Genomic DNA, 24,349 nt, shown 5'->3' on the forward strand with positions numbered 1-24,349 from the left:
CGGGTCCGTGCGGTGGTGAGTCGCACGACGCCTTATGCGCGCAGCCCGGCGCGGCCAAGGGGGGCAGCCCGACAGAGGCGCTCAATCCCGGTCGGTCGGCGCCCCCAGCGGGAAATAATGCCGATAGGGACGCGCCTCGTCCAGCGCCCGGGCATAGGACGGCCGCGCGAGCAGGCGGGTCCGGTACGCCCAGACATTGGCGAACCGCTCCGGGATCGCATGAGTCCAGTCGGCATAGAGCAAGGCTGGCGCCGCCGCGCAGTCGGCCATGCTGAACGCGCCGCCCGCGGCCCATTCGCGCCCTTCCAACCAGCTGTCCAGCCACGCATAGGCATTGTCGAGCATAGCCTTCGCCTCGGCGACGCCATAGGGGTCGTGATTGCCTTCCGGGCGGATGAAATCGAACACGACGCGGCCCTGGCTGTTCATCACATAATTGTCGAAGAAGCGGTCGAGCATGCGCACCTCGATCGCGGCATCGGGATCGTCCGGGATCAGCCGTACCGGGCCGGGATAGTGCACCCCTAGATATTCGATGATCACGGTCGCTTCCGCCACCATCCGCTCACCGTCCATCAGCAGCGGGAAGCGCTTCATCGGCCACAGGGCAGCGAACGCGCTCGCCACGGGCTCGCTGCCGTCGAGCAGCTTGTAGTCGAAGGGAATGTCGTTCTCGTACAGCGCGACTAGGGCCTTGTGGCAATAGGACGACAACGGATGGGCGTAGAGCGCGAGCGTCATGTCGATTTCTCCTTATTGCTTCGTCAGCACGATGTGCGTCGCGTTCTCGCCCAGGACCTGCTCGCCGACCTTATAGCCGAGCGCCGGCAGATCGAGCCCGACGAACAGCGCCTCGCCCTTGCCGATGAGCATGGGCGAAATCGCGAGATGCGCTTCGTCGATCGCGCCGAGGGTCAGATATTCGCGGATCGTCTCGGCGCCACCACCGATGCGGATATCGCGGTCGCCGGCCGCCTCGCGGGCGAGCCGCAGCGCTTCTTCGGCCCCCTCGGTGACGAAATGGAAGACGGTGCCGCCGTCCATCTCGAGCGGTGGACGGGCATAATGGGTGAGAACGAACACCGGGCAATGATAAGGCGGCGTGTCGCCCCACCAGCCCTCCCAGCCATCATCGGTCCAGTCGCCGCGGCTATGGGCGAACATGTTGCGGCCCATTATCCAGGCGCCGAGGCCCTCCATCGAGCGGGAAGCGAAACCCTCGTCAATACCGGTCGACCCGCCGTCCTGGCCGAACATCGTGCGGAAGGTTTTGGTGGCAAAGGCCCATTGGTGCAGCCCCTCGACGCCCACGCCCATGGGATTTGCCAGGCTCTGCTCGATACCAGCACCAAAGCCGTCCACCGAAATCGAATAGGCGTTTACGCGAACCCTGGTCATCACGCTCTCCCTGAAAATGCTGTCGGCTCAAACCGCTTTCGAATCACAACCGGTTGTCTTCTAGCAAACCGATCCTATATTGCAACCAGTCATGACGATCCATATCGACGATCCGCGATCGGGCTGTCCGATCAACCTTACCATCCAGGCGCTGGGCGATCGATGGAGCCTGATCGTCATTCGCGACATCATGTTCGGCCATCGCCGCCATTTCCGCGAGCTGCTGGGCGCGTCGGAGGAACGGATCGCCTCGAACATCCTGGCCGACCGGCTGAAGAAGCTGGTCGCGGCGGGCTTTCTCGCCATCACCGACGATCCGAGCCACAAGCAGAAGCATTTCTACAGCCTGACCGAGCCGGCGATCCAGCTCGTGCCGCTGATGGCGCATCTCGGCGCCTGGGGCCGGCGGCACCTGCCGGTCACGCCGGACCTGGCGATTCGCGCGCAGCTGCTGGAGGAAGGCGGCCCCGAGATGTGGGCGGATTTCATGGACGAGCTGCGTACCGAGCATCTCGGCACGCCGCCGACGGGCCGGCCGAGCGTCGCGATGCGGCTTCAGGCAGCCTATGAGGCGATCAGGGGGGCGTAGGCGCCCCCACCACCACCGTCACCCCGGGCTTGTCCCGGGGTCCATCGTTCCGCACACGCAACAGCGGCGGCGCCTGCGGGACGATGGATGCCGGAACAAGTCCGGCATGACGGTGGGGAATGGTCGGTTGTTATCCGGCGCTGTTGCCGACCGGGGCCGGGACAGCCGGTGCTGCGGCAGGAGGCGGCGGCGGAGCATCGGGCCCGTCACGATCCGGACCATCGCGCCCCGGCCCGCCATGCGGACCATGCCCGCCACGCCCATGGCCCATCGGCCCCAGCGCCGTCACCTTGCCGTCGACGCCGACCAGGAACGACGCGCGCAGCACGCCGTCGCGGTTCCAGCCCTGCACCGTCACCACATTTCCCGCGGTGACCAGCGCGTCGGATCGCGGCCCGCCCTCGATCATCGTGCGGCCGCTCCCATCAGCCAGGATGAAGTTGGATCCATACACCTCTCCCACCTTGCCGCGCACGGTGACCAGGCCCTCGCCGGTCTTGAGCGAGGCGATCGCGACGGGGTTAAGCGGCGCGACCTCGATCGAGGGGCCGGCCATGCGCGCGGCGGTAGCGCCCACGGCACCGCCCGCGCCGAGCAGGGCGATGGCGGCAAGCGCCATTTGAAGCGATGGCTTGCGGACGGGTTTCGCGGTGATGTCTTCAGTCATTCGGTTTCACTCCATGGGTTTTGAGTGACGCCGTGATAGCGATGCGTGCCCACGCCCCGCTGAACCTCCCCGTTCAGTTTCGGTTTAAGGCGCGGGCTTAGCGATTGGGCGGATACCCCTCCCCCGTTCGGGCTGAGCGAACGGAGAGGGGGCGCCTCAGCGCAAAGGAGAAAGGACCCGGATGCGCATCCTGCTGGTCGAGGACGACTCCGCGCTCGCCGACGGCATCGCCCGGGCGTTGCGCGCGGAGAATTTCGCGGTCGATATCGCCGGCAATGGCGAGGACGGCGCGCATCTCGGCGATACCGGCCTCTATGACGCCGCCGTGCTCGATCTCGGCCTGCCGGTGAAGCCGGGCATCGCCGTGCTGCAGGAATGGCGCGCCGCCGGGCGCAGCCTGCCCGTGCTGATCCTCACCGCGCGTGACGGCTGGTCGGACAAGGTCGAGGGATTCCGCGCCGGGGCCGACGATTATCTGACCAAGCCCTTCCGCGTCGAGGAGCTGGTGATGCGCCTGCGCGCGCTGATCCGCCGTGCCGCCGGCCATTCCGCCACGGTAATCGCCTGCGGTCCGCTGCGCTTCGACGCCCAGACCGGCCAGTTCGAGCTCGACCGCCTGCCCCTGAAGCTCACCGCGCTCGAATGGCGCATCCTGTCGGCGCTGATGCTGCGCAAGGAAGCGGTGATCGACCGGCTCGACCTGCTCGACCATGCTTATGAGAGCGATGCCGATCCCGATTCCAACTCGCTCGAGGTGATCATCGGCCGGTTGCGGCGGAAGATCGGCCGCGACCTGATCGAGACGGTGCGCGGCCGCGGCTATCGCCTGACGGCGACTCAGCCATGAGGCTGATGCCGCGCTCGCTGTTCGGCCGGCTCGCCGCCCTCGCCGCGCTCGCGACGATCGCCGCGCTGGCCTTTGCCGCGCTGGCGATCGGCGCGGTGCTCGAACGCTTCGTCATGCAGGGCCTCGACCAGCGCCTCGACGCCCAGGTCGCGCTGCTGGCCACGGCGGTCGGCCCGGACGGGTCAGTGGATCGCGCACGCATCGTCTCGCCCGCGCCGTTCAACCGCACCGGATCGGGCTGGGGCTGGCGGATCGACGCCCCCGCCGTCACCCTCGCCTCGGCCGACCTGCCCCAGATCGAGCAACCCCCGCCCCCGGACGCGGACGGCCATCACCGCCGCCGGCACGCGCCAGGCGAGCCCCAGCCGCTCGACTGGCGCGACGCGACGGGGGGCGCCCGCCACGCCCGCAGCCTGACCGTCCAGACCAGCGCCGGCCCGGTCCGAATCGCTGCCTCGGCCCCACGCGCGATCGTCGAGCGGCCGCTGCGGGCCGCCATGACGCCATTGCTGGGCTCGCTCGCCCTGCTCGGCCTCGCGCTCGGCGCGGCGACATTGGTCCAGCTTCGCCTCGGCCTGCGCCCGCTCGCCGCGCTGAGGGCTTCGCTTGCCTCGGTCCGCGCCGGGCAGGCGCAGGCCGTACCCGCCGACCAGCCCGCCGAACTCCAGCCGCTCGCGAACGAGCTCAACGCCCTGCTGGCCGAGAATGCCGCCGCCCTCGCCAATGCCCGCGGCCATGTCGCCAATCTGGCGCACGGGCTGAAGACGCCGCTCGCCGCGCTTGCGCTGCGCCTGAACGAGCAGGGCCGCGACCCGGACGGGGCGATGGCAGCCGAAGTCGCGCGAATCGACCGCTCGATCCGGCACCATCTCGGCCGCGCCCGCGCCGATGCCTCGGGCGGAGCGGCGCGGCGCAGTACCCCGATCGAACCGGCGGTCGACGGCGTTGCCGCGGCGCTCGCCCGAATCCATGCCGACCGCGCCATCGCCTTTACCCGCTCGATCCCCGCCGGCCTCGCTGTGGCGATCGACCCGCAAGATCTGGACGAGCTGCTCGGCAATCTGCTCGACAATGCCTGGCGCTGGGCCGCCGGCCGAATCGCGCTGACGGCCGAAGCCGGTCCCCCAGGCCGGGTGCGAATCGTCATCGAGGATGACGGCCGCGGCATCGCCGCCGCGGACCGCGCCGAGGCGCTGCGCCCCGGCCGCCGACTCGACGAAAGCGGCGACGGGCACGGCTTCGGCCTCTCCATCGTACGCGAGCTGGCCGAGCTCCATGGCGGCACCCTGGCGCTGGAGGCATCCCCCTCAAGCGGGCTGCGCGCGATCGTTACGCTGCCGATAGCCGTAGCCGGTGGAATGTGAAAATTTAGTCATGTTCAATGTTCGTTCTCTTGCCTTTCACGAACCCCGCAGAACTCCACGCGTCGCTGCACTGCACCGTTTTGGCGATGCCATGAACCGACTCAAATTAGCGACGAACCGAGTCTCGCAACTGTCATTTACCGTCTTGCGTCCCCGCCGGAATGGGCACAATCTGTTGGGGTTGAGTTCGGGGGCGAACCCAAGAACTGGTAGAACGACCACCGCGACCCCATATTGCGGCATGCTTCCACCCTGCACCCTGTGGTGCGGGCACGGCATAATTCGTTCTCCCTGGGCGCCCCTGAAATGATAGGATGGGGGTTCGCCCCCGATTCGAACGGACCGGGAACGCCAGCGGCAAAGGCCAAGGCAAGCCAGTCGTGTATGTTTGATGGAAAGCAGGGGCAGAGCGATGGATTTCAGAGATACCCAGGAGGCAAGCGTAACCATGGCCACCGATGCGATCGAAGCCGCCACGAGCGCCGCGCCCGCCACGGACACGTCCAGCAAGAATGGCGGCGCGGCGCGCAAGCTCGACGCCCGCGGCGATTCGAAGGAAGTGAAGCCGCAGCTCTATCCGGTCGAGGTCGATCATTCGCGCGACGCGCTGCTCACCGATTTCGGCAAGGACACGCTGAACGACCGCTATCTGCTCCCGGGCGAGCGCTACCAGGACCTGTTCGTGCGCGTGGCCTCGGCCTATGCCGATGATGCGGCGCATGCGCAGCGCCTCTACGACTATATCTCGAAGCTGTGGTTCATGCCCGCCACGCCGGTTCTGTCGAACGGCGGCACCGGGCGCGGCCTGCCCATCTCCTGCTTCCTCAATTCAGTGCCGGACAGCCTGAACGGCATCGTCGACACCTGGAACGAGAATGTGTGGCTCGCCTCGCGCGGCGGCGGCATCGGCACCTATTGGGGTAACGTCCGGGGCATCGGCGAGCCGGTCGGCCTGAACGGCAAGACCAGCGGCATCATCCCGTTCGTGCGCGTGATGGATTCGCTGACCCTCGCGATCAGCCAGGGCAGCCTGCGCCGCGGCTCGGCCGCCTGCTATCTCGACATCTCGCACCCGGAGATCGAGGAGTTCCTCGAGATTCGCAAACCCTCGGGCGACTTCAACCGCAAGGCGCTGAACCTGCACCACGGCGTGCTGATTCCCGACGCCTTCATGGAGGCCGTGCGCGAGGGCGCGGAATGGAACCTGACCAGCCCGAAGGACGGATCGGTCCGCGGCACGGTCGATGCGCGCGCCTTGTTCCAGAAGCTGGTCGAGACTCGCCTCGCGACCGGCGAGCCGTACATCATCTTCGCCGATCACGTGAACAAGGCGATGCCCAAGCATCACCGCGACCTGGGCCTCAAGGTCTCGACCTCGAACCTGTGCTCGGAAATCACCCTGCCGACCGGCAAGGACCATCTCGGCAACGATCGCACCGCGGTCTGCTGCCTGTCCTCGCTCAACTTCGAGACCTGGGACCAGTGGAAGGACGCCAAGGGCTTTATCGAGGACGTGATGCGTTTCCTCGACAATGTCCTGCAGGATTTCATCGACCGCGCCGAGCCCGGCATGGAGCATGCCGCCTATTCGGCGATGCGCGAGCGCTCGGTCGGCCTCGGCGTGATGGGCTATCACAGCTTCCTCCAGGCCCGTGGCCTCGCCTTCGAAGGCGCGATGGCCAAGAGCTGGAACCTGAAGATGTTCAAGCACATCAAGGCCCAGGTCGACGAAGCCTCGATGCAGCTCGCGATCGAGCGCGGGCCCTGCCCCGACGCGGCCGATATGGGCGTGATGGAGCGGTTCAGCTGCAAGATGGCGATCGCACCGACCGCGTCGATCAGCATCATCTGTGGCGGCACCTCGGCCTGCATCGAGCCGATCCCGGCGAACGTCTATACCCACAAGACGCTCAGCGGCTCCTGGTCGATCCGCAACCCGTATCTGGAAAAGCTGCTGATCGAGAAGTCGAAGAACTCGGATGCGGTGTGGAACTCGATCCTCGAACAGGGCGGCAGCGTCCAGCATCTCGATTTCCTCACCCAGGAGGAGAAGGACTGCTTCAAGACCAGCTTCGAGATCGACCAGCGCTGGCTGATCGAGCTCGCCGCGGACCGCACGCCCTATATCGACCAGTCGGCCTCGCTGAACCTGTTCATCCCGGCGGACGTCGAGAAATGGGACCTGCTGATGCTCCACTTCCGCGCCTGGGAGCTCGGCATCAAGTCGCTCTATTATCTCCGCTCGAAGAGCATCCAGCGGGCGGGCTTCGCCGGGGGCGTGGAGGCCGACAACACGATCGACCTGCGCGAGATCCAGGTCGAGTCCAAGGATTATGACGAGTGTCTGGCCTGCCAATAAGCCCGCCGATCATCGGCTGTCGGACCGCCACGGCGCCGATAGCCGGTCGGTGACGGCCCAGCATCGAGGATAGCGGCATGGATCAGAAATCGGGCTGTATTGCGGTGGGGATCCTCGGCGGTGTCCTGCTGCTGATGGTCTTCATGTTCGGCTATCCGCAATATCGCGTCTATTCGCAGCGCCTCGCGGGCGAGGCCGCGCTGGCGGAGGCGCAATCGTCGCGTCAGGTCGCGATCCTGGAGGCGCGCGCCAAGAAGGAAAGCGCGATCGCGCTGGCCGAGGCCGAAGTGATCCGCGCGCGCGGCGCCGCGCAGGCCAATGCCATATTGCAGAACAGCCTTGGCGGGCCCGAGGGTTATCTGCGCTATCTGCAGATTCAGGCGCTGGAATCGACGCGCGCCTCGCTGATCTATGTGCCGACCGAAGCCGGCCTGCCAGTCACCGAAGCGCGTCGCCTTCAGACCGAAGCGCCGCCGGAGCGCTGATGTACGCCCCGGTCGCCCTTGCTCTGGCCGTTAAACGCCACCCGGTGCCGGGAATGACGGAGGCGATCGCAGTGGCGACCGCCTCCCGGCCTGATTCAGGCCTCTTCCTCGAACGTCACGGCGACGTCGGCATTGGCCGAGAGGCGCACGTGATCGCCCTCGACATCGGCGACCAGGCCGAGCGGGATGAAATGATGGTGCCCTTCATGGGCGCCTTCGCCGCTGTCGGCCTTGGTCAGCTTGATGCGGCCGTCCTGGACATGGTCGACGGTCCCGACATGGACGCCGTCGGCGCCGATGACTTCCATATGTTCCTTGATTGCGCTTGCGTCGGCCATGTGCATTTCTCCTTGGTTACGGATGCGGGCTCACAACGCACGCAATGCCGATTCGATGCAAGCCCGGAGGCCCGACCCATGTTGGTGACCATCGCCCCTTCCAGCCTGATTCCCGCCACGGGCCCCGGCCCGTCCATTGATGGCTCTTGCCGGAGGACGGCCGCATGAGCCGCGCCCCCTCGCGCCTTCTCGCCGCCCTCGCGCTTGCCGCGAGCCTGTCGGCCTGCGCGCACCAGATCGGCTCCGCGGTGCAGCCCGCCGCGCCCGGCTTCCTGCTCGGCGTGTGGCACGGCTTCATCTTCCCGGTCGCCTGGATCCTGTCGCTCTTCATGCCCGACGTCGCGGTCTATGCCGTGCCGAACAATGGCGGCTGGTATGATTTCGGCTATTTCGTCGGCATCGTCTTCCTCGGCGTCGGATCGCACCGCGGATCGAAGACGGTCTATGTGCGGCGGGACCGCGGATGAACCGCGCGCCGCTGATCATGGCCGCGGTCGCGGCGACCGCCGGGATCGGCGGGCTGGTCGTGTTCACGCGGCCGGCGCGGAGCGAGGGCGCGATCTATGGCCGCCGCATCGCCGGCACCATGCTGATCGCGCTGGCGCTGCTGCTGGGGCGTTTCGCCTGGGCGCTCGACTCATGGGGGGCGGGGTCGTGAGCACACCGGTCTTTCTTGCCATCGCCATGGCGTTGGGAGTCGGCTTCATCGCGCTGATGGTGATCATCGGCAAGCTGGCCGAACCGCTGGGCGCGCTGCACCGCCATTGGCTGGAACGCCGCCATCAACGCCGGCTGTCACGCGGCAACGACGGCTATTTCGAAGAGTTGCGCTCCATCGAAACCGCGCTTGCTCAACATAATCACACACCGCGCAAGCTCAGCGCACTGGACTATGCACTGGGCCTCATCCTTGCGGTCATCGTGGGCGTGCAATTCCTCACCTGGACGGTACCGGAAACCGAACGTCCCGGCTGGACCGAGCATGTGGGCACCTCGATCTTCATTCTGATCGGGGTCCAATGGGCAACCGGCACCTCCAGTTTTTCCGGAACCGCGACACGCGGTTCCAGGCTCCTGGGCGTCGCAATGATCGCCTTCTTTTCCTTCTTCCTCATCGAGGACCTCTCCAAATTGGGAGGCGCATCATGAGCCACTGGTCCACCAGCGAGTGGGTCGCGGGCGCGCTCGATCTGGCGATGCTGGGCTGCGGGGTCTATTATCTGGTCTTCGGCGCGAAGCTGCGCGACCGTCTCGATCGCAGGAACGAGGCGGGCCTGGCCAATGGCGCGCTCGACCCGAGGACGCTGAAGCGCCCGCCCGATTATTTCCGCCTGGGGATCGTCCTCACCATCGCTGGTGCCGGCCTCCTCTACCTCAATTTTTTCCGCTAAAAACCGCGTAATTGTAAGGATCCGCCCATGTCCCTCCTCGAAGCCCGCAAACAGTACAAGCCGTTCGAATACCCCTGGGCGTTCGATTTCTGGAAGCGCCAGCAGCAGATCCACTGGATGCCGGAGGAAGTGCCGCTCGGCGAGGATTGCCGCGACTGGGCACAGAAGCTCAGCGACCATGAGCGCAACCTGCTCACCCAGATCTTCCGCTTCTTCACCCAGGCGGACGTCGAGGTGCAGGATTGCTATCACGAAAAATACGGCCGCATCTTCAAGCCGACCGAGATCAAGATGATGCTCGCGGCCTTCTCCAACATGGAGACGGTGCACATCGCGGCGTACAGCCATCTGCTCGACACGATCGGCATGCCCGAGAGCGAATATGGCGCCTTCCTCGAATATAGCGAGATGAAGGACAAGCACGACTATCTGCAGGGCTTCGGCGTCGACACCGACGAGGATATCGCCAAGACGCTGGCGATGTTCGGCGGCTTCACCGAGGGGCTTCAGCTCTTCGCCAGCTTCGCGATGCTGATGAACTTCCCGCGCTTCAACAAGATGAAGGGCATGGGCCAGATCGTGTCGTGGAGCGTCCGCGACGAGAGCCTGCACTGCGAGGGCATCATCAAGCTGTTCCACGCCTTCTGCAAGGAGCGCGATTGCCTGACCAAGTCGGTCAAGCAGGACATCATGGACATGTGCCAGACGACCGTGCGGCTGGAGGATAATTTCATCGATCTCGCGTTCGAGATGGGCCCGGTCAACGGCATGACGCCCAAGGAGATCAAGAAGTATATCCGCTACATCGCCGACTGGCGGCTGGGCCAGCTCGGCCTGAAGCCGATCTACATGATCGACGAACACCCCCTGCCCTGGCTCGCCCCGCTGCTCAACGGCGTGGAGCACGCCAACTTCTTCGAACAGCGCGCGACCGAATATTCGAAGGCCGCGACGCGCGGGAACTGGAACGAGGTGTGGGACGGGTTCGACAAGCGGCAAAAGGCTAAGGGCGGCAAGGCGGCGAATGAGGATGCCGGGGATGCGGCGGGCGGCGGGGATATGTTCTCGCAGGCTGGTGTGGCGGCGGAGTGAGACATGCCGATCAGAGCCACTGAAGTTTTTGTGCCCAGCGACTTTCCGACAATAACCTATGTTGAGCGGAGGGACGAAAGGCTCGAGCGAAAAGTAAGAGAGGCGATTGAAACACCGAGATCGCCAATATCCATTTCTGGACCCTCAAAAACTGGCAAAACTGCGCTAGTGCGCAATATCGTTGGAGAAGACAATCTTATACATATATTTGGAACTCAAATAGATTCACAAAATGACCTCTGGGATGCCATTCTGAATTGGATGACCATTCCAACATCGGTAAATACGATGAGTGGGTCCAGTGAAGCGATAACTCCCAATGCCAGCGTGAATGCCAGCATACGGGTGCCAGGAATCGGGTCAGCCGGCATTGGGGGCGGGATCTCTACAACAACTTCGGCCAATAATAATATCACCGCAACACAACAAAATAGAGGCATGGCAGCTGTTGGGAGGGAAATCGCGAATAGCGAATTTATCGTTTTTCTAGACGATTTTCATTACATTCATCGCGACCTCCAAGGCTCAATTGGGCGACAGATTAAAGCGGCAGCCGAGACTGGCATACGTTTCTGCATAGCGTCAGTGCCCCATCGATCGGACGACGTGGTCCGCTCAAATCACGAGCTTCGCGGTCGCACGATAAATATCGACACTTCCTTTTGGACCTTTGAAGACCTCACGAAAATCGCCCTTCAAGGCTTTGACGCACTTAAAGCGCGAGTCGACAATGGCGTAATTCAGCGCTTTGCGCAGGAAAGCTGCACCTCCCCTCAAATCATGCAAGCACTCTGCCTGCAGCTCTGCTTCAACTTAAAACTCAGAGAGGCGAATGAGATATATCAAGATCTTGTCGTATCTGATGATGATCTGAAAGAGGCACTGGAGCAAACCTCTACGCGATCTGACTACACTTCGCTGGTGAAGCAAATGCATGCTGGGCCACGAGTTAGAGGGACTGAACGGAAAGAATTTTTATTTTCGGATGGGACTAAAGGAGACGCTTACCGAGCTTCGCTTCTCGCCCTTAGCGAAGATCCCCCATCGATGGAATTCAATTACGCCGATCTTCTTACCAGAATAACATCTGTGTGCGTAGATGATAAGCCAGTGGGCAGTAGTATCACCGAATCGCTAAAGCAGATTGCCGGGTTTGCTGAACAAATGCATCCTTCTCAGAGAATAGTAGAGTGGGACCCGGAAGCAGCATCCGGTACTTTTGCAATTATGGATCCCTACTTTTTGTTCTTCCTGAGAGCAAGTGAACTTCTAAATACCCTCGGAAAACCAAGAGACGTAGAGCCGAAAATAATCTAGAATTACAGAATTACGGTGACCCAGAATTACACGGGATAATGGCGGGAGAGATTCGCCGTCAGCTATGATGTTTGGATTACGGTGCCAGTTTACTAATTAGCGCCGCCCAGGAGTTTCAAATGCCAAATCGGGCTTCTCGACAAGATCAGACCAGAACGGAACATATCTCGCCGCAGCGATGACATATCGCCCGTTGAACTCGTTGTCGAAATACTGGTCCAGATTTGCGCCGTAACAGATCGTGTCGAACCCGTGCATCGAGAAGACCGGGTTTCCCGCCAACCCCGGCTCCTCCGGGAGGAAACGGTGCCCGATCAACGGGATCAGCCGCGGCGCGCGCGCCAGCGCATCCCGCACGACTTCCAGCCGCTCATCCTGGTTCGCCGGACGGTCGCCCCAGTCGGGCCACCAGAGACCATGCTCCACGTCGAAGGAGAGCATCTCGAACGGATAGGCCAGCATCTCGCGAATACGGTCGTTCTCGGTCGCCCAATCATAGCCCTCGCGCGGACGGCGATCGAGCAATAGCGCGATCAGGTCGGGCGGGAACCGCAGGTCGTAGCGGGATTGCGCGTCGTCCAGTTCGCGCTGGGTATATCCTTCCGCCCAGTTGCTCATGCGCGCGCCCTTACCGATCCAAAACTACCGTAGCGTATAAACTGTCAGCTTGTTCAATACCGCCCCCGTGCTGGCGACACCCCTGCTGGCAACGACTAACCTGTTGTCGCTCGATATCGCCAGTTCGCCTGGGGTTGCTGCCGTCCAGACCGAGCTGTGCGTAGTCCCCGTTGTCGACACCGCGTAAACCGCCTTGTCGGTGCTTGCGAACACCAGGGTATCGGTGGCGACGGCGTTGCCGAGGATCAACTCGCCGGCCGGTGGGGTCCAACTCCACAGGACGGTGCCGTTGTCTTCGCTGACAGCGTCCAGCCGTGCCGGATTATTCCGGGCCACATAGACAACCCCTTTCGCCAGGGCGGGCACCGTCTCATAAATATTCGGCGTGTGCCAAGTATACGCTCCCGACGCCAACGAGTAGTTTACCAGCGGCTTGGGCTGGCCGCTTTGAAACCCGATGCCCCCGCCGCCATAGGACCCTGAATATGCAAGGATGTTGTTCTTCGATCCGATAATCGGCCCGCCTATGTAAGAATAACCGCCCCAGGTGAAAAAGGGGTCTGCCATGCTCTTGATCTTGGCGCCCGTCATCCGGTCGAACACGTCGATCGAACTTCCCGAATAATAATAGACGTATTTATCGTCGACGGCGGGCGCCTCTCCAGACCATATGTCACCACTCAAACCGTTCGCGGTCCAAAGTGCAGCACCGGTATAGGCGTTGTACCCGTAGACTACCCGACCATAATAACCCGCAGACATGTACAGCTCGCTCGCGAACGGGGTCGGCGCTGCGACGAATGACCATTGCGCAGCAAACGGCATGGCTCGGACAAATTGGCCGGTGGTCGCGTTCAGCACTACGTTCTGGCTGTCAAAGACCGAACTCACCATCGTCGTTACATAGACCTGATCGCCAGCCACAGACGGCCCGCTCGCATCATAGAGGGAACCGAAATCATACTGCCAGTTGACGGCGCCCGTCACACTGGAAAGCGCGTGAATGCTGTGCGTCCGGTCCTGATTTTTCTGACTTACGAATATCACGGCGCCCTTGGTCGCGACCGACGATATCGTGTCGGTATTCGCGGGGGTCCAATCCCACGCCTTCTTGAAATTGGCCGGATCGAAGGTCGCGTGGACATAGCCGGTATGGGCGGCATTGCGCTGCACGGCCACCCAGTCCTTCAACTGCACATCGAACGTATAGGCAAAGGTCTGGGTCGAACCGGGATAGACCGTCGCACAGGCCGTGTCCTTGCACAGCCGGAAAGTTATGTTGCCCTTGTAGCTGTCACCGCCCAAATCCTTCGCCGTCTTGAACGCAACGACATATTTGCCGCTGGCAAGCGTCGGGATGCCCTGCAGCGCGAACAGCGTCTTGTCGTACTGGAGGTCGGGATAAACTGGATCGGTGGTCGTGCCGGACTGGGTGGCGTCGAAGGAAAAGCTGGTCTCCGACGCGTCCTCGGACGCCTTGATCGTCTGCGAGGCAGGCGCCAGTGCCACGTTGAGCGTTGCGATCGGGGGCGGGCCCTCGGAGCCCGATCCTCCGCCGCCACAGGCAGCAAGGGGCAGAACGGCCAGCAGCGGCAGGATACGACGCATAAATTCTCCCCAAAACCACGGCCATCGCGACGGGAGAATGTCGATTCAGCTGACCGGACACACCGACAGGTCGCGCACGCGGGAACCCTGCGTCGCAACCGGCGCGTGCCGCCAATCATGATCTGAATTTCCCCCGGATCGAGACCGTAGTGACCGCATCGACCAGCCGAGGCAAGTCTAACCCTCCGTAATGGAGGTAATTAATACTTGTGTAACAATATGATGCGCCTGCCGTTTCGGATGCCCGAGGCAGTTGCACACCGACCAGCTATCCGGACCTTACCGCCCCAACCCCGCCAGCCACCGGATGATCTCGCTCTCCAGCCGGATGCGCCGGTCGGACCAGCTATGGTCGGTCGCGACATGCAGCGTCGTCAGCTTCGTTCCCCCGGCCGCCTTCACCGCCGCGGCCAGCCGGTCGGCCTCCGGCGCGAAGCCGTCGTCGGAGGTCAGCACGAACAATCTGGTACCGGCGAGACGCGAGCCGGCCTTCACGAAATCATAGGCGTCGGCATGGGCGATCGCCTCGTCCGCCATGATCGCGCCGCTGGTATCGGCCAGCGCCTCCAGGCCGTTGGCGGTGAAGGCGGCGGTCGCGGCATCGCGCGACATATGGCCGAGAAAGCCGATATTGCCGGGCGAGATCAGCGCCGCGCCGAGCAGCGCCGGATCATGCGCTGCAGTCAGCGCCGTCACCCATCCGCCCAGGCTGTGCCCGACCATCGCGATGCGTTTCGGGTCGATGCCCAGGCTCGCGGCGTTGGCCGGAGTGCGCAGCCAGGCCAGCACCGCATCGGCATCCTCGAGATCATTGGCGAAGCGATAGCTGCCGGGGCTGCCCCAGGAACCGCGATAGTTGAAGGTGATCACCGTCCAGCCGGCGCGCCGGATCGCCTGGGCGAGATCGAGATTCTTCTCGTTGCCGGGCAGGCCGTGGCACAGCAGCACCACCGGATGCGGCCCCGGCCCCGCCGCGACATAGGCAAGGCCATTGATCGCCACGCCGCCGCTCGGGATATGCAGCACCTCCATCCGCGCAGGGTGCGCGGCATCGTGCGCGGGATCCGTGAAGATCGCCGCCGGCACTTCCTGCGCTGCCACGGTTTGACTCGTCGGGGCGGCGGCCAGCGTGGCCAGTGCGATGATCCAGGCTTTCATCGATTCTTCCCCTCGCTGACATGATCGACCGTCGAAAGATTCGTCTATCTTATTGAAATATAAGTATAAGCGATGGCCGACAGACAAATCCGAAAATGTCAGTGACCGTCATGACATTTTCAGCAGTCGCCCTTGATTCAACCATGCCGCCCCGACCGATAACAGGCTGTTCCGGCAGTTCCCCTGCTTGTTTCTCATCGTTGGTAACGGAACGCCATCCGAATCCGGACTGGAGGCCACATGGCGGAGTTTCCCCAAGGCGATCGTCCAGCGTAGACCCGGCAGGCATGCCCGCCGATTCCGCCCGAGAGCCCGCGCTCCTCCTCGTCACGCTGATGGACCCGGATGCGCCGCCGGGCGGGCGCGAACTCCTGTCGCGGCTCAACGCGCGCGCGCTGGCGGCGATGTTCGGCGATGCGCTGGCGGTGCACCGGCTGACCAGGAAACCCGCCCCGAGCCTGGCCGATGCCCTGCACGGGCGCCTGGGCGGGCTCGACCCCGATGAGATCGCTCGCATCGTCGCCCGGGTCGGCGACATGTCCGCCGGACAGGTGTTCGTGGACGGCTCGACGCTTGGCCATGTCGTCGCACCGATCAAGCGCGCCTATCCGCATGTCCGGGTGGTGACCTTCTTCTACAATGTCGAGGCGCGCTTCTTCCTGGGCGCCGCCCGTGCCAAGCGGACCGCGCTGTCCCTCGCCCTGCTCGCCGCCACCTGGGCCGCGGAGCGCACGGCGGTGCGCCACAGCGATACGATCATCTGCCTGTCCGCGCGTGAAAGCCCAAACATGACCATGTCGAGTGGCTCTCAGCGCTCGCGTCAGGCATACCGCCAAGATGAGATATGCACTCGGCCTGTTGATAATGACCGTGATCGATGGATGTGCTCCGAGATCGCAGCCACAGATCGATCGCGTCGAGATAAGAGTTAGAGGAGGCATGCCCGCGGTTGTAACCGCAAACCGGCAAGGGTCGAGCCGGACTCAATCCTTCCCACCCTGGCCGAACGGGCGAACCGAAACATATTCTCTTACCGAATCCCAGTTCGTCGACCTTCTCGCGCGTCTTGAACCGTTTCGCGCCAAGGCAGTGCCACTGAACGACGCAGGTGCGCGGGCACTATTGGAAACGCCGTGCCCCAAGGGCGTTCCCTACGTCACCGACGCCGGGGGCACGAGTATACGATGGATCGGGCCGGCTTCGGATTCGATCTATGACGCTGATTTTGGATGTGACCATGAGCGGAACGCGTCACGGAACGATGACATTCGACGCACGGTGAGAAGCTTGCCGGTTCATCTGAATTGACTCAGCAAGGCTCTCGCTGCCTCATGGCAGAGTTTCCCCAAGGCGATCGTCCAGCGTAGACCCGGCAGGCATGCCCGCCGATCCCGCCCGAGAGCCCGCGCCGCTCCTCCTCGTCACGCTGATGGACCCGGACGCGCCGCCGGGCGGGCGCGAACTCCTGTCGCGGCTCAATGCGCGCGCGCTGGCGGCGGTGTTCGGCGATGCCCTGGCGGTGCACCGGCTGACCAGGAAACCCGCGCCGAGCCTGGCCGATGCCCTGCACGGGCGCCTGGGCGGGCTCGACCCCGATGAGATCGCTCGCATCGTCGCCCGGGTCGGCGACATGTCCGCAGGTCAGGTGTTCGTGGACGGCTCGACGCTGGGCCATGTCGTCGCGCCGATCAAGCGCGCCCATCCGCCTGTCCGGGTGGTGACCTTCTTCTACAATGTCGAGGCGCGCTTCTTCCTGGGCGCCGCCCGGGCCAAGCGGACCGCGCTCTCGCTCGCCCTGCTCGCCGCCACCTGGGCCGCCGAGCGCGCGGCGGTGCGCCACAGCGATGCGATGATCTGCCTGTCCGCGCGAGACAGCGAGGGCCTGCGCCGGCTGTACGGGCGGGGCGCCGACCATATCGCGCCGATCGCGCTCGACGACGCGCTCCCCGCGCCGCGCCCGGCCATGGCGCCGGACCGGGCGCGCTATCTGCTGTTCGTCGGGGGCGCCTTCTACGCCAACCGGCGCGGGATCGAATGGTTCGCGCGCACCGTGGCACCCAGGTCGCCGTTGCCGACCATGGTGATCGGGCATGGCATGGAGGCCCTGCGCGACAGGCTGGGCGGATCGCCCAACCTCCGGATCGTCGGCGGGGTCGACGATCTCGCGCCCTGGTATCTCGGCGCGCACTGCGTGGTCGCGCCGATCTTCGACGGATCGGGCATGAAGACCAAGATCGCCGAGGCACTGATGTTCGGGAAACACGTCATCGGCACCAGCGAGGCCTTTTCGGGTTATGACCGCGCGGTGCAATCATCCGGATGGCTGGCCGAGGACGCCCCCGGCTTCCTGGCGGCGATCGCGGACGCGGCGAAGGACGATCTGCCGGTATTCGATCCGGCGGCGCGCGCGCTGTACGATGCCGCGCATTCCTTCCCGGCCGCGACGCGCCGCCTGGCGGAGATCATGCTGCCCGCCGCGACCGCCGCGCGTTCAGGCGAGAGCCATGGCGCGGTCCGTAGCGCCGTCGCGGGCACCATGCCGGAAAGGGACGCATGACCATCACCCGCCAAGGCGCCGCTCGCCCGATCAGCCTGGACACATTCGGTGCCGTGGCGAACGGGCCCGAATCGAGCAGCGCCGCCACCTCCGCCGCGCTCAACGCATTCGGCCGGTGGGCGCGCGCCGAATCGGCGGCGGGGCGTGCGGTGCATGTCACGGTGCGGCCCGGCCTCTATCATTTCGATCAGACCGTCGCGCTGGACTGTTTCAAGGGCATCTCGACCCTGGTCTTCTCGGCGCATGGCGCGACCTTCGTGCAGACGGCGCCCAACGGCTTTCCCTGGCCGGTCGGCTGCGACACGATACTCTATCGGAACGCCGCCAACCCGCTGATCCGTGCCGCGAAGAAGGGTGATGCCAGGGTCATGGTGACGACACCCGCGGACCTGCGGCACTATGCGCCGGGCGAGATGGTGATGATCGCCGGCGAAGACATCCAATATTGGGGTTATCCGCCCAATCTCTACCGCTTCGATTTCGTGCGGCTGAGGACAGTCGATCCGGTCACCGGCGCGGTGACCTTCGATCGTCCGCTCACCCATCACTACCGGCCGGATTTCGCTTCCTATCTGTCGCTCAACAGCTGGAACGGATCACGCCTCTACAAGCTCGATCACAGGGGCTTCAGCTGGGATATCGATCACAGCTTCATCGGGCTCACCTGCCGCAACCTGCGCGAAGGGCATGGCGAATATATCCTGGCGATGGGGCGCAAGCTCACCTTCCGCGATTGCGACACGCCCGGTTTCGCCGAGAGCATCTGCGAGGATTTCCTGGCCGAACGCTGCATTGAGCGCGTGCACAGCGAGCCGGACAAGCTGGTGAAGAGATCGGTCCGGCGCGGCGGCCGCATGCCGGCCGGCATCGCGGTGCAAAGCGCGAGCGTCGACCGGATCAGCCTGGAGGATTGCAGCATCGCGCTGCTCGGCATCGGCGGCAAGGCGCTGAGCGTGACCAATTGTGACATCGGCCGGCTTGGCTTTTCCGGCGGATACGGTTTTTGCGATGAGGCGGTCTTCGACCATTGCCGCATCGCCCAGGCGCAATATTGCTTTCCCTCGATGCCGACCGGCAGCCGCTATAATTTCGTCGACGGCACCAATGTCACCTATGCGAACGGCGTGTTCACCGTCCTGAAGAACACCGATTCGGGCACTGCCCGGGGTGGCGGCGTGGCAAACTGGAACATCCTGCGCGGCCAGCCCCTGTCCTTCTGCCGCGGCCGGCCGGGCGATTCGACTCAGAATGGGTCGCATCTGGCGAGCGATCTCGGCGCCGGGCTGGTCCTCTCGGTGCAGGATCGCCCCGACGCCATCGTGATCGCGACCACGATCCGCTCGGCGCGCGTGCCGGCCTGGTCGTCGGGCCAGGTACAGATCAAGCGCCGCAACGCCCCCGTCTTGCGCAACTGCACCGGCGCCGAGCCGATCCGCCTCGCCGCCGAGGCGGCGCGGGCGGGGAAGGAGTTCGGCGCCTGGTTCCGCTATCTCCTCACCGCGAAGACCATCGCCCAGGGGCCGGTGCTGGAGGGCCGTTCGGGCAGGCTGGTGCGGCTGTATGCGAACGTCATCAAGCCGATGACCGGAACGCCGGGGGCCGTGCTCACGCTCGCCGAACTGGCCGCCTATCGCGCCAGCACCATGGAATCGCCCGCCCATTTCCAGATCGACATCGACCTGACCATCGCGGGCAAGCGGGATTTTACCCTGGCCGCCCTGCGCGGCGGCGTGGGCAAGGACCGGGTCGTGCATGATGGCCGCCCGCAGCCGCACCTGCCCGTCGACCTGTGGTGCGACGATGGCATGCCCAATCTGTTCTGCACCGGCGCGCCCTTCACCGGGAACCCGGCCGCCGCGCCGGTGGTCGAGCTGATCTTCGAATTCGACGCCGGACTGCTCGCGCGGCGGACCATCCTCGCGGAGGCATGATGCCCGCCCGGGGGCGCTATGCCGGATCCTGCACGCGCTCGCGTCGCTTGATCCTGCGGATCTCGGCCAGCTGCCCCTGCACGATATCCAGCGCGTCCTGTTCCTCGGCGCTCAGCCCCGCCGGGTCGACTCGCCGGATCAGCACTTCCAGCGCATCGCCGATCCGGCCGAGCTGGCGGCCATAGCTGCCGACCTCGTCCAATATGTCCTGCTCGATATCGGGCCTCGGCGTCGCGCCGAGATCGATGTTGATGAACCCGAACTGCGCGCCGGGCTGGTAGAAACTCATCGGGTTGATCGCCTGCCACAGCTGGTCCGGGGCCAGGGAGAATTGGAACGACTTCATGCGGTGCCTCCATCGCAAGATCGGAAACGAGGGTAATCCGGATCTGCCGCAGCGCGGCATGACTTGCGACGAAAGTCCGACGGACTCGCCACGATAGCGCTGGATCGCCGTCACCGTTGATTGTTCGGCGGCCTGTGGGCGCGTGACGCGTGATGCTTTAGGAGAGCCACACTCCGATCAATCGGGTGGCGAAGGGGGCATGGTGACGGACGGCTGGACTGACTCGGCGGAGGCCTGGATCGCCGACATGGGCGATATCGGCGATTTCGGCCGCGCCTGCGTGCTTGACCGGCCGATGCTGGCGAGGGTCGAAGGGGGCCGTTTTGCCAACGCACTGGACGTCGGCTGCGGCGAGGGGCGTTTCTGCCGCATGCTGGGGGCAAAGGGCATATCGACGGTCGGCGTCGATCCCACCGAGTCGCTGATCAGCCAGGCGCGATACAGGGACCCCAACGGCGATTATCGGATCGGTCGCGCGGAAAGCCTCGATTTCGCCGACGCCTCGTTTGATCTGGTGGTCAGCTATCTCTCGCTGATCGACATCCCCGATATCGCCGCCGCCATCGCGGAAATGGCGCGGGTGCTCCGGCCCGGCGGATCGCTGCTGATCGCGAACCTCACCAGCTTCAACACGGCCGGACAGGCGGAGGGATGGACACGCGACTGGAAGGGCCATCCGCGCTTTTCGATCGACCATTATCTCGAGGAACGCGCCGACTGGGTCGCGTGGCGCGGCATCCGCATCCGCAACTGGCACCGGCCGCTGGAAAGCTACATGGCGCTGCTGCTCGGACAGGGTCTGCTGCTGCGGCACTTCGCGGAACCTGCGCCTTATGGCGGCGACCGCGAGTCGATCGCCCGTTATCGGCGGGTCCCCTGGTTCCTGATCATGGAATGGGAGAAGCCGGGCGGCTGAGCAGACGACCTCAGAGGCGCTGCCACACGGCCTTCACGGGCGAGCCGAATGCCCGCACCGACAATCCACCGTACGAACAATACGCTGTCGCGACCCGTTTTTGCGCCCGTTGCTGCAATGCACCCTCCTTGAACCGGCTCGGATCATGTAGGGTGACGCTCGTCCATCGGGGGGAGAAACATGCACCGCGATGCTCGCCTTGTCCTGCTCCTGCTCGCCGCGACTCTTGGCGGGTGCGCCGCCATGCAGGCGCGCACCGCCGCGCATGCCCGCAAGCCAAGCGTGATCGTCGAGCTGCCCGCGCCCTCCGACAAGCAATGGGAGCGCCTGATCGTCGCCGAGGATGCGGAACGGCTCGATACCTTCCGGGCCTTCTGGTCGACCGCGCTCGCCGCCGCGAGACCGCGCTTCGCGACCGCGCTGGCGCGGGAGGGCGCGCTGCTCGATCCCACCCGGGCGCTGGGCCATCCGGCACTGCCGCCCGGATCCTATCGCTGCCGCGTGGTGAAACTTGGCGGCGACGGTCGGCGCGTGCCCGCCTATCGCACCTTTCCCCCGACCTTCTGCTATGTGGGCGGGGAGGATGACGGCCAGTCCTTCACCAAGCAGACCGGCACCGAACGGCCCTCGGGCTGGCTCTATCCCGATGACGACACCCGGTTCGTGTTCCTCGGCGCCTATGGCGTGGGTCAGGCAAGGGCGCCGATCTACGGCGCCGTCCCCGGCCAGAGCGCGCTGGGCGTGGTGGAACGCATCGCTCCGTTCCGCTGGCGGCTGACCCTCGCGCCAGTCGACAAATCGGCGTTGCTCACGGTGTATGAGATCATCCCGGTTCCGACCGAGTTCCAGCTCGCGGAAGGGAAATAACGCAAAGGGCGGGCACGGCCCTCGCCGCACCCGCCCCTGCCTCACGATCGCAAGTGGCTCAGAAAGCCTTCACCAGTCCGGCCATCGGCCGAACGCTGTGCGCCGCGCCAAAGGTGTTGACCTCGCCGCGCACCCGGATACCGCTCTTGGTGCCGACCTCGACGCCGGCGCCATAGGTCATCGCGTGATAGTCGCGGCTATTGTCGCCGAACTTGTCGAAATTAACCCACTGATAGCCGACCTTGCCGTAAAACAGGCCGTTCTGGCCCGCGCGCACGCCGACCCGGCCGGCCGCGCCATATTCCCAGTCGATATCGCCCGAGACGCCCTTCGCGACATTGCCCTCGGCACCGACGAACAGCGGCCCCGCCACGGTCACATTGACACCGGCGACGCCCTGGACGAGCGCGCCGTTCAGGCGGTCGTGACGGTTCACCGATTGCGGGATGCCCGCGTTGCGCTCGTTATCGAACTGCTCCCAGCCGCCCGTCACGCCGACATAGGGCTCGATCCGCGAAGTCCGGCTGCCGTCGGATGCTGTGTCCGCCTGTCCATTGTCCTGCGCGATGGCGGGGACGGCGACGAATGCGGCCGCCGCGGCGGTCACGATGAAAAGCTTACGCATGGTGTACACCTTTGTTGTTACTCCCCGGGGGCCGGACGCCTTACGCATGCCGACATCGCCGAGGCTCGTCCCAACCCCTCAGTTCCGGCTGCGTTGCACTGCGGGGCAAATAAGCCGGGCACGGGTCGGAACTGCGGCTCTAGGGCAACGGTTTCTGTCGCCCCGATGAATGAAACATGGCGGAAATCAGCCTTTTTCAGGTATTTGGAGGGCGATGCTGGAAAGATTTTGGCGCGCAAAATCCGATTTTATTCGCAATGCGCTGCACCATCTATGGGCCCGGCCGACTATCGCGCCGGTGCCTATGTACGTGCCTGAAAATGGGTGCGCGGTTCCGCCGCGCATCGAGAGCCCCGTTTATGGGTGCTTTTTTCACCAGCTCCACTCGAGCGGTGACCGGCCCCGGAAAAACTTCCGGGGCCCTGTCCAGTTCGGCTTGGCTTACTTGCTCAGCTGCCCGCGGATCGCACCCTTGGGGAAGGTCGCGTTGTGGACGTTGACATAATAGTCACCCGGGTTTGCTGCGATCGCGGCCGAGACTTCGGCCGTCACGGGCTTGCAGCCCTCGGAGCTGCCGCTGGTCGGCGCGTCGAACGGCACCACCACTGGTCCGGACACGCCGGCCGCACCCTTGTGGATGTGCGCCATCGTCGCCGGCTCGATGCCGGATACGGTGAGCTTGTAGCAGACCTCGTTTTTGGTCGTGTCGACCGTCACCTTGGCGCTGCCAGTCCCGTCGGCATCGCTGTCGGCGCTGCCGGCGAGTGTCGCCGTGAGCGGGACGGGATCGGCGGCGAGTGCGGGCGTGGTCGTCATCGCCGCGGCGAGAGTGAGCAGGATCAGTCGCATCGCGTTCTCCTAGATCGTCCAGGCGCCCGGCCGGCGCGATACGCATCCGGCCGCCGCCATGGCCGCGTGGTTGTGAGCCCGGGGCAATCGCCGGTCAATGTGGGAAGGCGCGGGCACGCATCGGCTCGTCTCATCCGCGCGGCGCACCCGGGTCTTCCGGCGCGGCGAGGCCGACGCCGCTCATCAACCGGTCGTATCGCGACCGGTCTGTCTCGCTGATCCCCAGCGAGATCGCGAGGCCTGACAGGGCGCCGATCGCGACGATCAGCCCGATGCGCAACCAGGGTCCGGGCGGGCGCACCTCAGGGTCGGGGCGGCTGTTCCAGTCCTTCGCCCGCCGCTTGCGGACTTCCGCGCGGTGCCATTGATAATCGCGTGCCATCCCTCGCCCCTAGGAGCGAATGGTAACCCGATCGCTAAAACAGGCGCCGTCGCGCGGTTGAAATACCACCAGCTTGAGGTCTTTAGTCGGATATATCGCCGACTATGCCCGCGCACCCTCGACGACACCGCCCGAGTTATGGCGGAGTGCCTTGAGCACGGTATCGACGATGGCATCGGCATCGAGGCCGGCCTCGGCATATTGCTTTTCGGGCTTGTCCTGGTCCTGGAAGACATCGGGCAGGCGCATGGTGCGGATCTTGAGGCCCGCATCGACCAGCCCGGTGTCGCTGGCAAGCGTCAGCACATGCGCCCCGAGCCCGCCGATCGAGCCTTCCTCGATCGTCACCGCCACCTCATGCGTGGTCAGCAGCTTGCGGATCAGCGCCTCGTCGAGCGGCTTGACGAAGCGCAGGTCGGCGACCGTGGTGGAGAGCCCCCGCGCATCGAGCGCATCGGCTGCCTTCAGTGCCTCGCCAAGGCGCGTGCCGAGCGACAGGATCGCCACCTTGTGCCCCGTGCGCACGATGCGGCCCTTGCCGATCTCGAGCAGCTCGGGCGTCTCGGGCAGCGCGACCCCGGTGCCGTTGCCGCGCGGATAGCGCACCGCGATCGGCCCGCTGTCATGTTCGACGCAGGTATGCGT

At 64.8% G+C, this 24,349-nt stretch carries 28 protein-coding genes; 16 read left to right on the forward strand and 12 right to left on the reverse strand.

Going from position 1 to position 24,349, the window contains the following annotated elements; genetic code table 11:
* Positions 1 to 81 precede the first annotated feature (81 nt).
* Together AC1DX5_RS12640 and AC1DX5_RS12645 are read right to left on the reverse strand one after the other, a co-directional pair.
* Complete coding sequence (locus AC1DX5_RS12640) at positions 82 to 741, reverse strand: glutathione S-transferase family protein (RefSeq protein WP_465172333.1); 660 nt, start codon at positions 739 to 741, stop codon at positions 82 to 84.
* Positions 742 to 753: 12 nt separating this feature from the next.
* Positions 754 to 1,398, reverse strand: coding sequence for a dihydrofolate reductase family protein (locus tag AC1DX5_RS12645; RefSeq protein ID WP_465172332.1), 645 nt, complete (start codon positions 1,396 to 1,398; stop codon positions 754 to 756).
* Positions 1,399 to 1,489: 91 nt separating this feature from the next.
* On the opposite strand from AC1DX5_RS12645, the gene AC1DX5_RS12650 reads away from it, so the two are divergent.
* The gene (locus tag AC1DX5_RS12650; RefSeq protein ID WP_478015772.1) at positions 1,490 to 1,987 is read left to right on the forward strand and encodes a winged helix-turn-helix transcriptional regulator; all 498 of its coding nucleotides are present in this window, start codon (positions 1,490 to 1,492) and stop codon (positions 1,985 to 1,987) included.
* A 130-nt stretch (positions 1,988 to 2,117) separates the two neighbouring features.
* Here the strand turns inward: AC1DX5_RS12650 and AC1DX5_RS12655 are convergent, their stop codons facing one another.
* Positions 2,118 to 2,654 (reverse strand): hypothetical protein, encoded by a 537-nt coding sequence (locus AC1DX5_RS12655; protein ID WP_478015774.1) that lies wholly within the window; start codon positions 2,652 to 2,654, stop codon positions 2,118 to 2,120.
* Between the two features lie 181 nt (positions 2,655 to 2,835).
* Here AC1DX5_RS12655 and AC1DX5_RS12660 point away from each other — a divergent pair, with 181 nt between their 5' ends.
* The 4 genes from AC1DX5_RS12660 (at position 2,836) to AC1DX5_RS12675 (ending at position 7,709) form a co-directional block, all read left to right on the forward strand.
* Positions 2,836 to 3,501, forward strand: a complete 666-nt coding sequence (locus tag AC1DX5_RS12660; protein WP_478015776.1) for a response regulator — start codon at positions 2,836 to 2,838, stop codon at positions 3,499 to 3,501.
* Positions 3,498 to 4,865, forward strand: a complete 1,368-nt coding sequence (locus AC1DX5_RS12665; RefSeq protein WP_478015778.1) for a sensor histidine kinase — start codon at positions 3,498 to 3,500, stop codon at positions 4,863 to 4,865. Before AC1DX5_RS12660 ends, AC1DX5_RS12665 begins: the two co-directional genes overlap by 4 nt.
* 412 nt (positions 4,866 to 5,277) lie before the next feature.
* The gene (locus AC1DX5_RS12670; RefSeq protein ID WP_478015780.1) at positions 5,278 to 7,224 is read left to right on the forward strand and encodes a ribonucleoside-diphosphate reductase subunit alpha; all 1,947 of its coding nucleotides are present in this window, start codon (positions 5,278 to 5,280) and stop codon (positions 7,222 to 7,224) included.
* Positions 7,225 to 7,301: 77 nt separating this feature from the next.
* Entirely contained in the window at positions 7,302 to 7,709 is a 408-nt protein-coding gene (locus tag AC1DX5_RS12675) for an SPFH domain-containing protein (protein WP_465172326.1), read from the forward strand.
* Between the two features lie 95 nt (positions 7,710 to 7,804).
* Here the strand turns inward: AC1DX5_RS12675 and AC1DX5_RS12680 are convergent, their stop codons facing one another.
* A complete protein-coding gene (locus tag AC1DX5_RS12680) occupies positions 7,805 to 8,047 on the reverse strand; it encodes a DUF2171 domain-containing protein (protein WP_478015782.1) in 243 nt (80 codons plus the stop codon).
* A 164-nt stretch (positions 8,048 to 8,211) separates the two neighbouring features.
* On the opposite strand from AC1DX5_RS12680, the gene AC1DX5_RS12685 reads away from it, so the two are divergent.
* Genes AC1DX5_RS12685 through AC1DX5_RS12710 form a run of 6 tightly spaced genes read left to right on the forward strand, consistent with a single transcriptional unit; the run spans position 8,212 to position 11,847 of the window.
* Positions 8,212 to 8,514, forward strand: coding sequence for a hypothetical protein (locus AC1DX5_RS12685; protein ID WP_478015784.1), 303 nt, complete (start codon positions 8,212 to 8,214; stop codon positions 8,512 to 8,514).
* Positions 8,511 to 8,705: a hypothetical protein gene (locus AC1DX5_RS12690; RefSeq protein WP_465172323.1), complete on the forward strand. Its 195-nt coding sequence runs from the start codon at positions 8,511 to 8,513 to the stop codon at positions 8,703 to 8,705. The genes AC1DX5_RS12685 and AC1DX5_RS12690 overlap by 4 nt, the downstream gene beginning before the upstream one ends.
* Complete coding sequence (locus tag AC1DX5_RS12695) at positions 8,702 to 9,196, forward strand: hypothetical protein (protein ID WP_465172322.1); 495 nt, start codon at positions 8,702 to 8,704, stop codon at positions 9,194 to 9,196. The genes AC1DX5_RS12690 and AC1DX5_RS12695 overlap by 4 nt, the downstream gene beginning before the upstream one ends.
* A complete protein-coding gene (locus AC1DX5_RS12700) occupies positions 9,193 to 9,438 on the forward strand; it encodes a hypothetical protein (RefSeq protein ID WP_465172321.1) in 246 nt (81 codons plus the stop codon). The genes AC1DX5_RS12695 and AC1DX5_RS12700 overlap by 4 nt, the downstream gene beginning before the upstream one ends.
* A gap of 27 nt (positions 9,439 to 9,465) precedes the next feature.
* Complete coding sequence (locus AC1DX5_RS12705) at positions 9,466 to 10,530, forward strand: ribonucleotide-diphosphate reductase subunit beta (RefSeq protein WP_478015786.1); 1,065 nt, start codon at positions 9,466 to 9,468, stop codon at positions 10,528 to 10,530.
* A 3-nt stretch (positions 10,531 to 10,533) separates the two neighbouring features.
* Positions 10,534 to 11,847 (forward strand): hypothetical protein, encoded by a 1,314-nt coding sequence (locus AC1DX5_RS12710; RefSeq protein WP_478015788.1) that lies wholly within the window; start codon positions 10,534 to 10,536, stop codon positions 11,845 to 11,847.
* 96 nt (positions 11,848 to 11,943) lie between these two features.
* On the opposite strand, the gene AC1DX5_RS12715 is transcribed toward AC1DX5_RS12710, so the two are convergent.
* The 3 genes from AC1DX5_RS12715 to AC1DX5_RS12725 form a co-directional block, all read right to left on the reverse strand.
* Positions 11,944 to 12,465, reverse strand: a complete 522-nt coding sequence (locus AC1DX5_RS12715; RefSeq protein WP_478015790.1) for a hypothetical protein — start codon at positions 12,463 to 12,465, stop codon at positions 11,944 to 11,946.
* Positions 12,466 to 12,489: 24 nt separating this feature from the next.
* The gene (locus tag AC1DX5_RS12720; RefSeq protein WP_478015792.1) at positions 12,490 to 14,073 is read right to left on the reverse strand and encodes a PQQ-binding-like beta-propeller repeat protein; all 1,584 of its coding nucleotides are present in this window, start codon (positions 14,071 to 14,073) and stop codon (positions 12,490 to 12,492) included.
* A gap of 279 nt (positions 14,074 to 14,352) precedes the next feature.
* Entirely contained in the window at positions 14,353 to 15,231 is an 879-nt protein-coding gene (locus tag AC1DX5_RS12725) for an alpha/beta hydrolase family protein (RefSeq protein WP_478015794.1), read from the reverse strand.
* A gap of 287 nt (positions 15,232 to 15,518) precedes the next feature.
* Here AC1DX5_RS12725 and AC1DX5_RS12730 point away from each other — a divergent pair, with 287 nt between their 5' ends.
* From AC1DX5_RS12730 to AC1DX5_RS12740, 3 genes are all read left to right on the forward strand, one after another.
* Complete coding sequence (locus tag AC1DX5_RS12730; RefSeq protein WP_478015796.1) at positions 15,519 to 16,163, forward strand: PH domain-containing protein; 645 nt, start codon at positions 15,519 to 15,521, stop codon at positions 16,161 to 16,163.
* A 446-nt stretch (positions 16,164 to 16,609) separates the two neighbouring features.
* Complete coding sequence (locus AC1DX5_RS12735) at positions 16,610 to 17,788, forward strand: glycosyltransferase (RefSeq protein ID WP_478015798.1); 1,179 nt, start codon at positions 16,610 to 16,612, stop codon at positions 17,786 to 17,788.
* The gene (locus AC1DX5_RS12740) at positions 17,785 to 19,719 is read left to right on the forward strand and encodes a hypothetical protein (RefSeq protein ID WP_478015800.1); all 1,935 of its coding nucleotides are present in this window, start codon (positions 17,785 to 17,787) and stop codon (positions 19,717 to 19,719) included. The genes AC1DX5_RS12735 and AC1DX5_RS12740 overlap by 4 nt, the downstream gene beginning before the upstream one ends.
* Before the next feature lie 16 nt (positions 19,720 to 19,735).
* Here the strand turns inward: AC1DX5_RS12740 and AC1DX5_RS12745 are convergent, their stop codons facing one another.
* The gene (locus tag AC1DX5_RS12745) at positions 19,736 to 20,065 is read right to left on the reverse strand and encodes a hypothetical protein (RefSeq protein WP_465172312.1); all 330 of its coding nucleotides are present in this window, start codon (positions 20,063 to 20,065) and stop codon (positions 19,736 to 19,738) included.
* A gap of 199 nt (positions 20,066 to 20,264) precedes the next feature.
* Here AC1DX5_RS12745 and AC1DX5_RS12750 point away from each other — a divergent pair, with 199 nt between their 5' ends.
* Both AC1DX5_RS12750 and AC1DX5_RS12755 read left to right on the forward strand, forming a co-directional pair.
* A complete protein-coding gene (locus tag AC1DX5_RS12750; RefSeq protein WP_465172311.1) occupies positions 20,265 to 20,981 on the forward strand; it encodes a class I SAM-dependent methyltransferase in 717 nt (238 codons plus the stop codon).
* A gap of 180 nt (positions 20,982 to 21,161) precedes the next feature.
* Positions 21,162 to 21,848 (forward strand): DUF4893 domain-containing protein, encoded by a 687-nt coding sequence (locus tag AC1DX5_RS12755; RefSeq protein WP_465176007.1) that lies wholly within the window; start codon positions 21,162 to 21,164, stop codon positions 21,846 to 21,848.
* Positions 21,849 to 21,906: 58 nt separating this feature from the next.
* Here AC1DX5_RS12755 and AC1DX5_RS12760 read toward each other — a convergent pair whose 3' ends face one another.
* From AC1DX5_RS12760 to AC1DX5_RS12775, 4 genes are all read right to left on the reverse strand, one after another.
* Entirely contained in the window at positions 21,907 to 22,473 is a 567-nt protein-coding gene (locus AC1DX5_RS12760) for an opacity protein (protein ID WP_478015802.1), read from the reverse strand.
* A 441-nt stretch (positions 22,474 to 22,914) separates the two neighbouring features.
* On the reverse strand, positions 22,915 to 23,322 hold the full coding sequence (locus AC1DX5_RS12765; RefSeq protein ID WP_465172308.1) for a CHRD domain-containing protein: 408 nt from the start codon (positions 23,320 to 23,322) through the stop codon (positions 22,915 to 22,917).
* A 130-nt stretch (positions 23,323 to 23,452) separates the two neighbouring features.
* Positions 23,453 to 23,704, reverse strand: a complete 252-nt coding sequence (locus tag AC1DX5_RS12770; protein WP_465172307.1) for a hypothetical protein — start codon at positions 23,702 to 23,704, stop codon at positions 23,453 to 23,455.
* 102 nt (positions 23,705 to 23,806) lie between these two features.
* Positions 23,807 to 24,349: transketolase C-terminal domain-containing protein (locus AC1DX5_RS12775; RefSeq protein WP_478015804.1), on the reverse strand; the 543-nt coding region annotated here is incomplete at its 5' end.

It is taken from the genome of Sphingomonas sp. P2_B6, from assembly GCF_056404755.1.

Coding starts and splice junctions, on each gene's coding strand:
- AC1DX5_RS12640 (WP_465172333.1), bottom strand. CDS start 741: ATGACGCTCGCGCTCTACGCCCATCCGTTGTCGTCCTATTGCCACAAG.
- AC1DX5_RS12645 (WP_465172332.1), bottom strand. CDS start 1,398: ATGACCAGGGTTCGCGTAAACGCCTATTCGATTTCGGTGGACGGCTTT.
- AC1DX5_RS12650 (WP_478015772.1), top strand. CDS start 1,490: ATGACGATCCATATCGACGATCCGCGATCGGGCTGTCCGATCAACCTT.
- AC1DX5_RS12655 (WP_478015774.1), bottom strand. CDS start 2,654: ATGACTGAAGACATCACCGCGAAACCCGTCCGCAAGCCATCGCTTCAA.
- AC1DX5_RS12660 (WP_478015776.1), top strand. CDS start 2,836: ATGCGCATCCTGCTGGTCGAGGACGACTCCGCGCTCGCCGACGGCATC.
- AC1DX5_RS12665 (WP_478015778.1), top strand. CDS start 3,498: ATGAGGCTGATGCCGCGCTCGCTGTTCGGCCGGCTCGCCGCCCTCGCC.
- AC1DX5_RS12670 (WP_478015780.1), top strand. CDS start 5,278: ATGGATTTCAGAGATACCCAGGAGGCAAGCGTAACCATGGCCACCGAT.
- AC1DX5_RS12675 (WP_465172326.1), top strand. CDS start 7,302: ATGGATCAGAAATCGGGCTGTATTGCGGTGGGGATCCTCGGCGGTGTC.
- AC1DX5_RS12680 (WP_478015782.1), bottom strand. CDS start 8,047: ATGGCCGACGCAAGCGCAATCAAGGAACATATGGAAGTCATCGGCGCC.
- AC1DX5_RS12685 (WP_478015784.1), top strand. CDS start 8,212: ATGAGCCGCGCCCCCTCGCGCCTTCTCGCCGCCCTCGCGCTTGCCGCG.
- AC1DX5_RS12690 (WP_465172323.1), top strand. CDS start 8,511: ATGAACCGCGCGCCGCTGATCATGGCCGCGGTCGCGGCGACCGCCGGG.
- AC1DX5_RS12700 (WP_465172321.1), top strand. CDS start 9,193: ATGAGCCACTGGTCCACCAGCGAGTGGGTCGCGGGCGCGCTCGATCTG.
- AC1DX5_RS12705 (WP_478015786.1), top strand. CDS start 9,466: ATGTCCCTCCTCGAAGCCCGCAAACAGTACAAGCCGTTCGAATACCCC.
- AC1DX5_RS12710 (WP_478015788.1), top strand. CDS start 10,534: ATGCCGATCAGAGCCACTGAAGTTTTTGTGCCCAGCGACTTTCCGACA.
- AC1DX5_RS12715 (WP_478015790.1), bottom strand. CDS start 12,465: ATGAGCAACTGGGCGGAAGGATATACCCAGCGCGAACTGGACGACGCG.
- AC1DX5_RS12720 (WP_478015792.1), bottom strand. CDS start 14,073: ATGCGTCGTATCCTGCCGCTGCTGGCCGTTCTGCCCCTTGCTGCCTGT.
- AC1DX5_RS12725 (WP_478015794.1), bottom strand. CDS start 15,231: ATGAAAGCCTGGATCATCGCACTGGCCACGCTGGCCGCCGCCCCGACG.
- AC1DX5_RS12730 (WP_478015796.1), top strand. CDS start 15,519: ATGCCCGCCGATTCCGCCCGAGAGCCCGCGCTCCTCCTCGTCACGCTG.
- AC1DX5_RS12735 (WP_478015798.1), top strand. CDS start 16,610: ATGCCCGCCGATCCCGCCCGAGAGCCCGCGCCGCTCCTCCTCGTCACG.
- AC1DX5_RS12740 (WP_478015800.1), top strand. CDS start 17,785: ATGACCATCACCCGCCAAGGCGCCGCTCGCCCGATCAGCCTGGACACA.
- AC1DX5_RS12745 (WP_465172312.1), bottom strand. CDS start 20,065: ATGAAGTCGTTCCAATTCTCCCTGGCCCCGGACCAGCTGTGGCAGGCG.
- AC1DX5_RS12750 (WP_465172311.1), top strand. CDS start 20,265: ATGGTGACGGACGGCTGGACTGACTCGGCGGAGGCCTGGATCGCCGAC.
- AC1DX5_RS12755 (WP_465176007.1), top strand. CDS start 21,162: ATGCACCGCGATGCTCGCCTTGTCCTGCTCCTGCTCGCCGCGACTCTT.
- AC1DX5_RS12760 (WP_478015802.1), bottom strand. CDS start 22,473: ATGCGTAAGCTTTTCATCGTGACCGCCGCGGCGGCCGCATTCGTCGCC.
- AC1DX5_RS12765 (WP_465172308.1), bottom strand. CDS start 23,322: ATGCGACTGATCCTGCTCACTCTCGCCGCGGCGATGACGACCACGCCC.
- AC1DX5_RS12770 (WP_465172307.1), bottom strand. CDS start 23,704: ATGGCACGCGATTATCAATGGCACCGCGCGGAAGTCCGCAAGCGGCGG.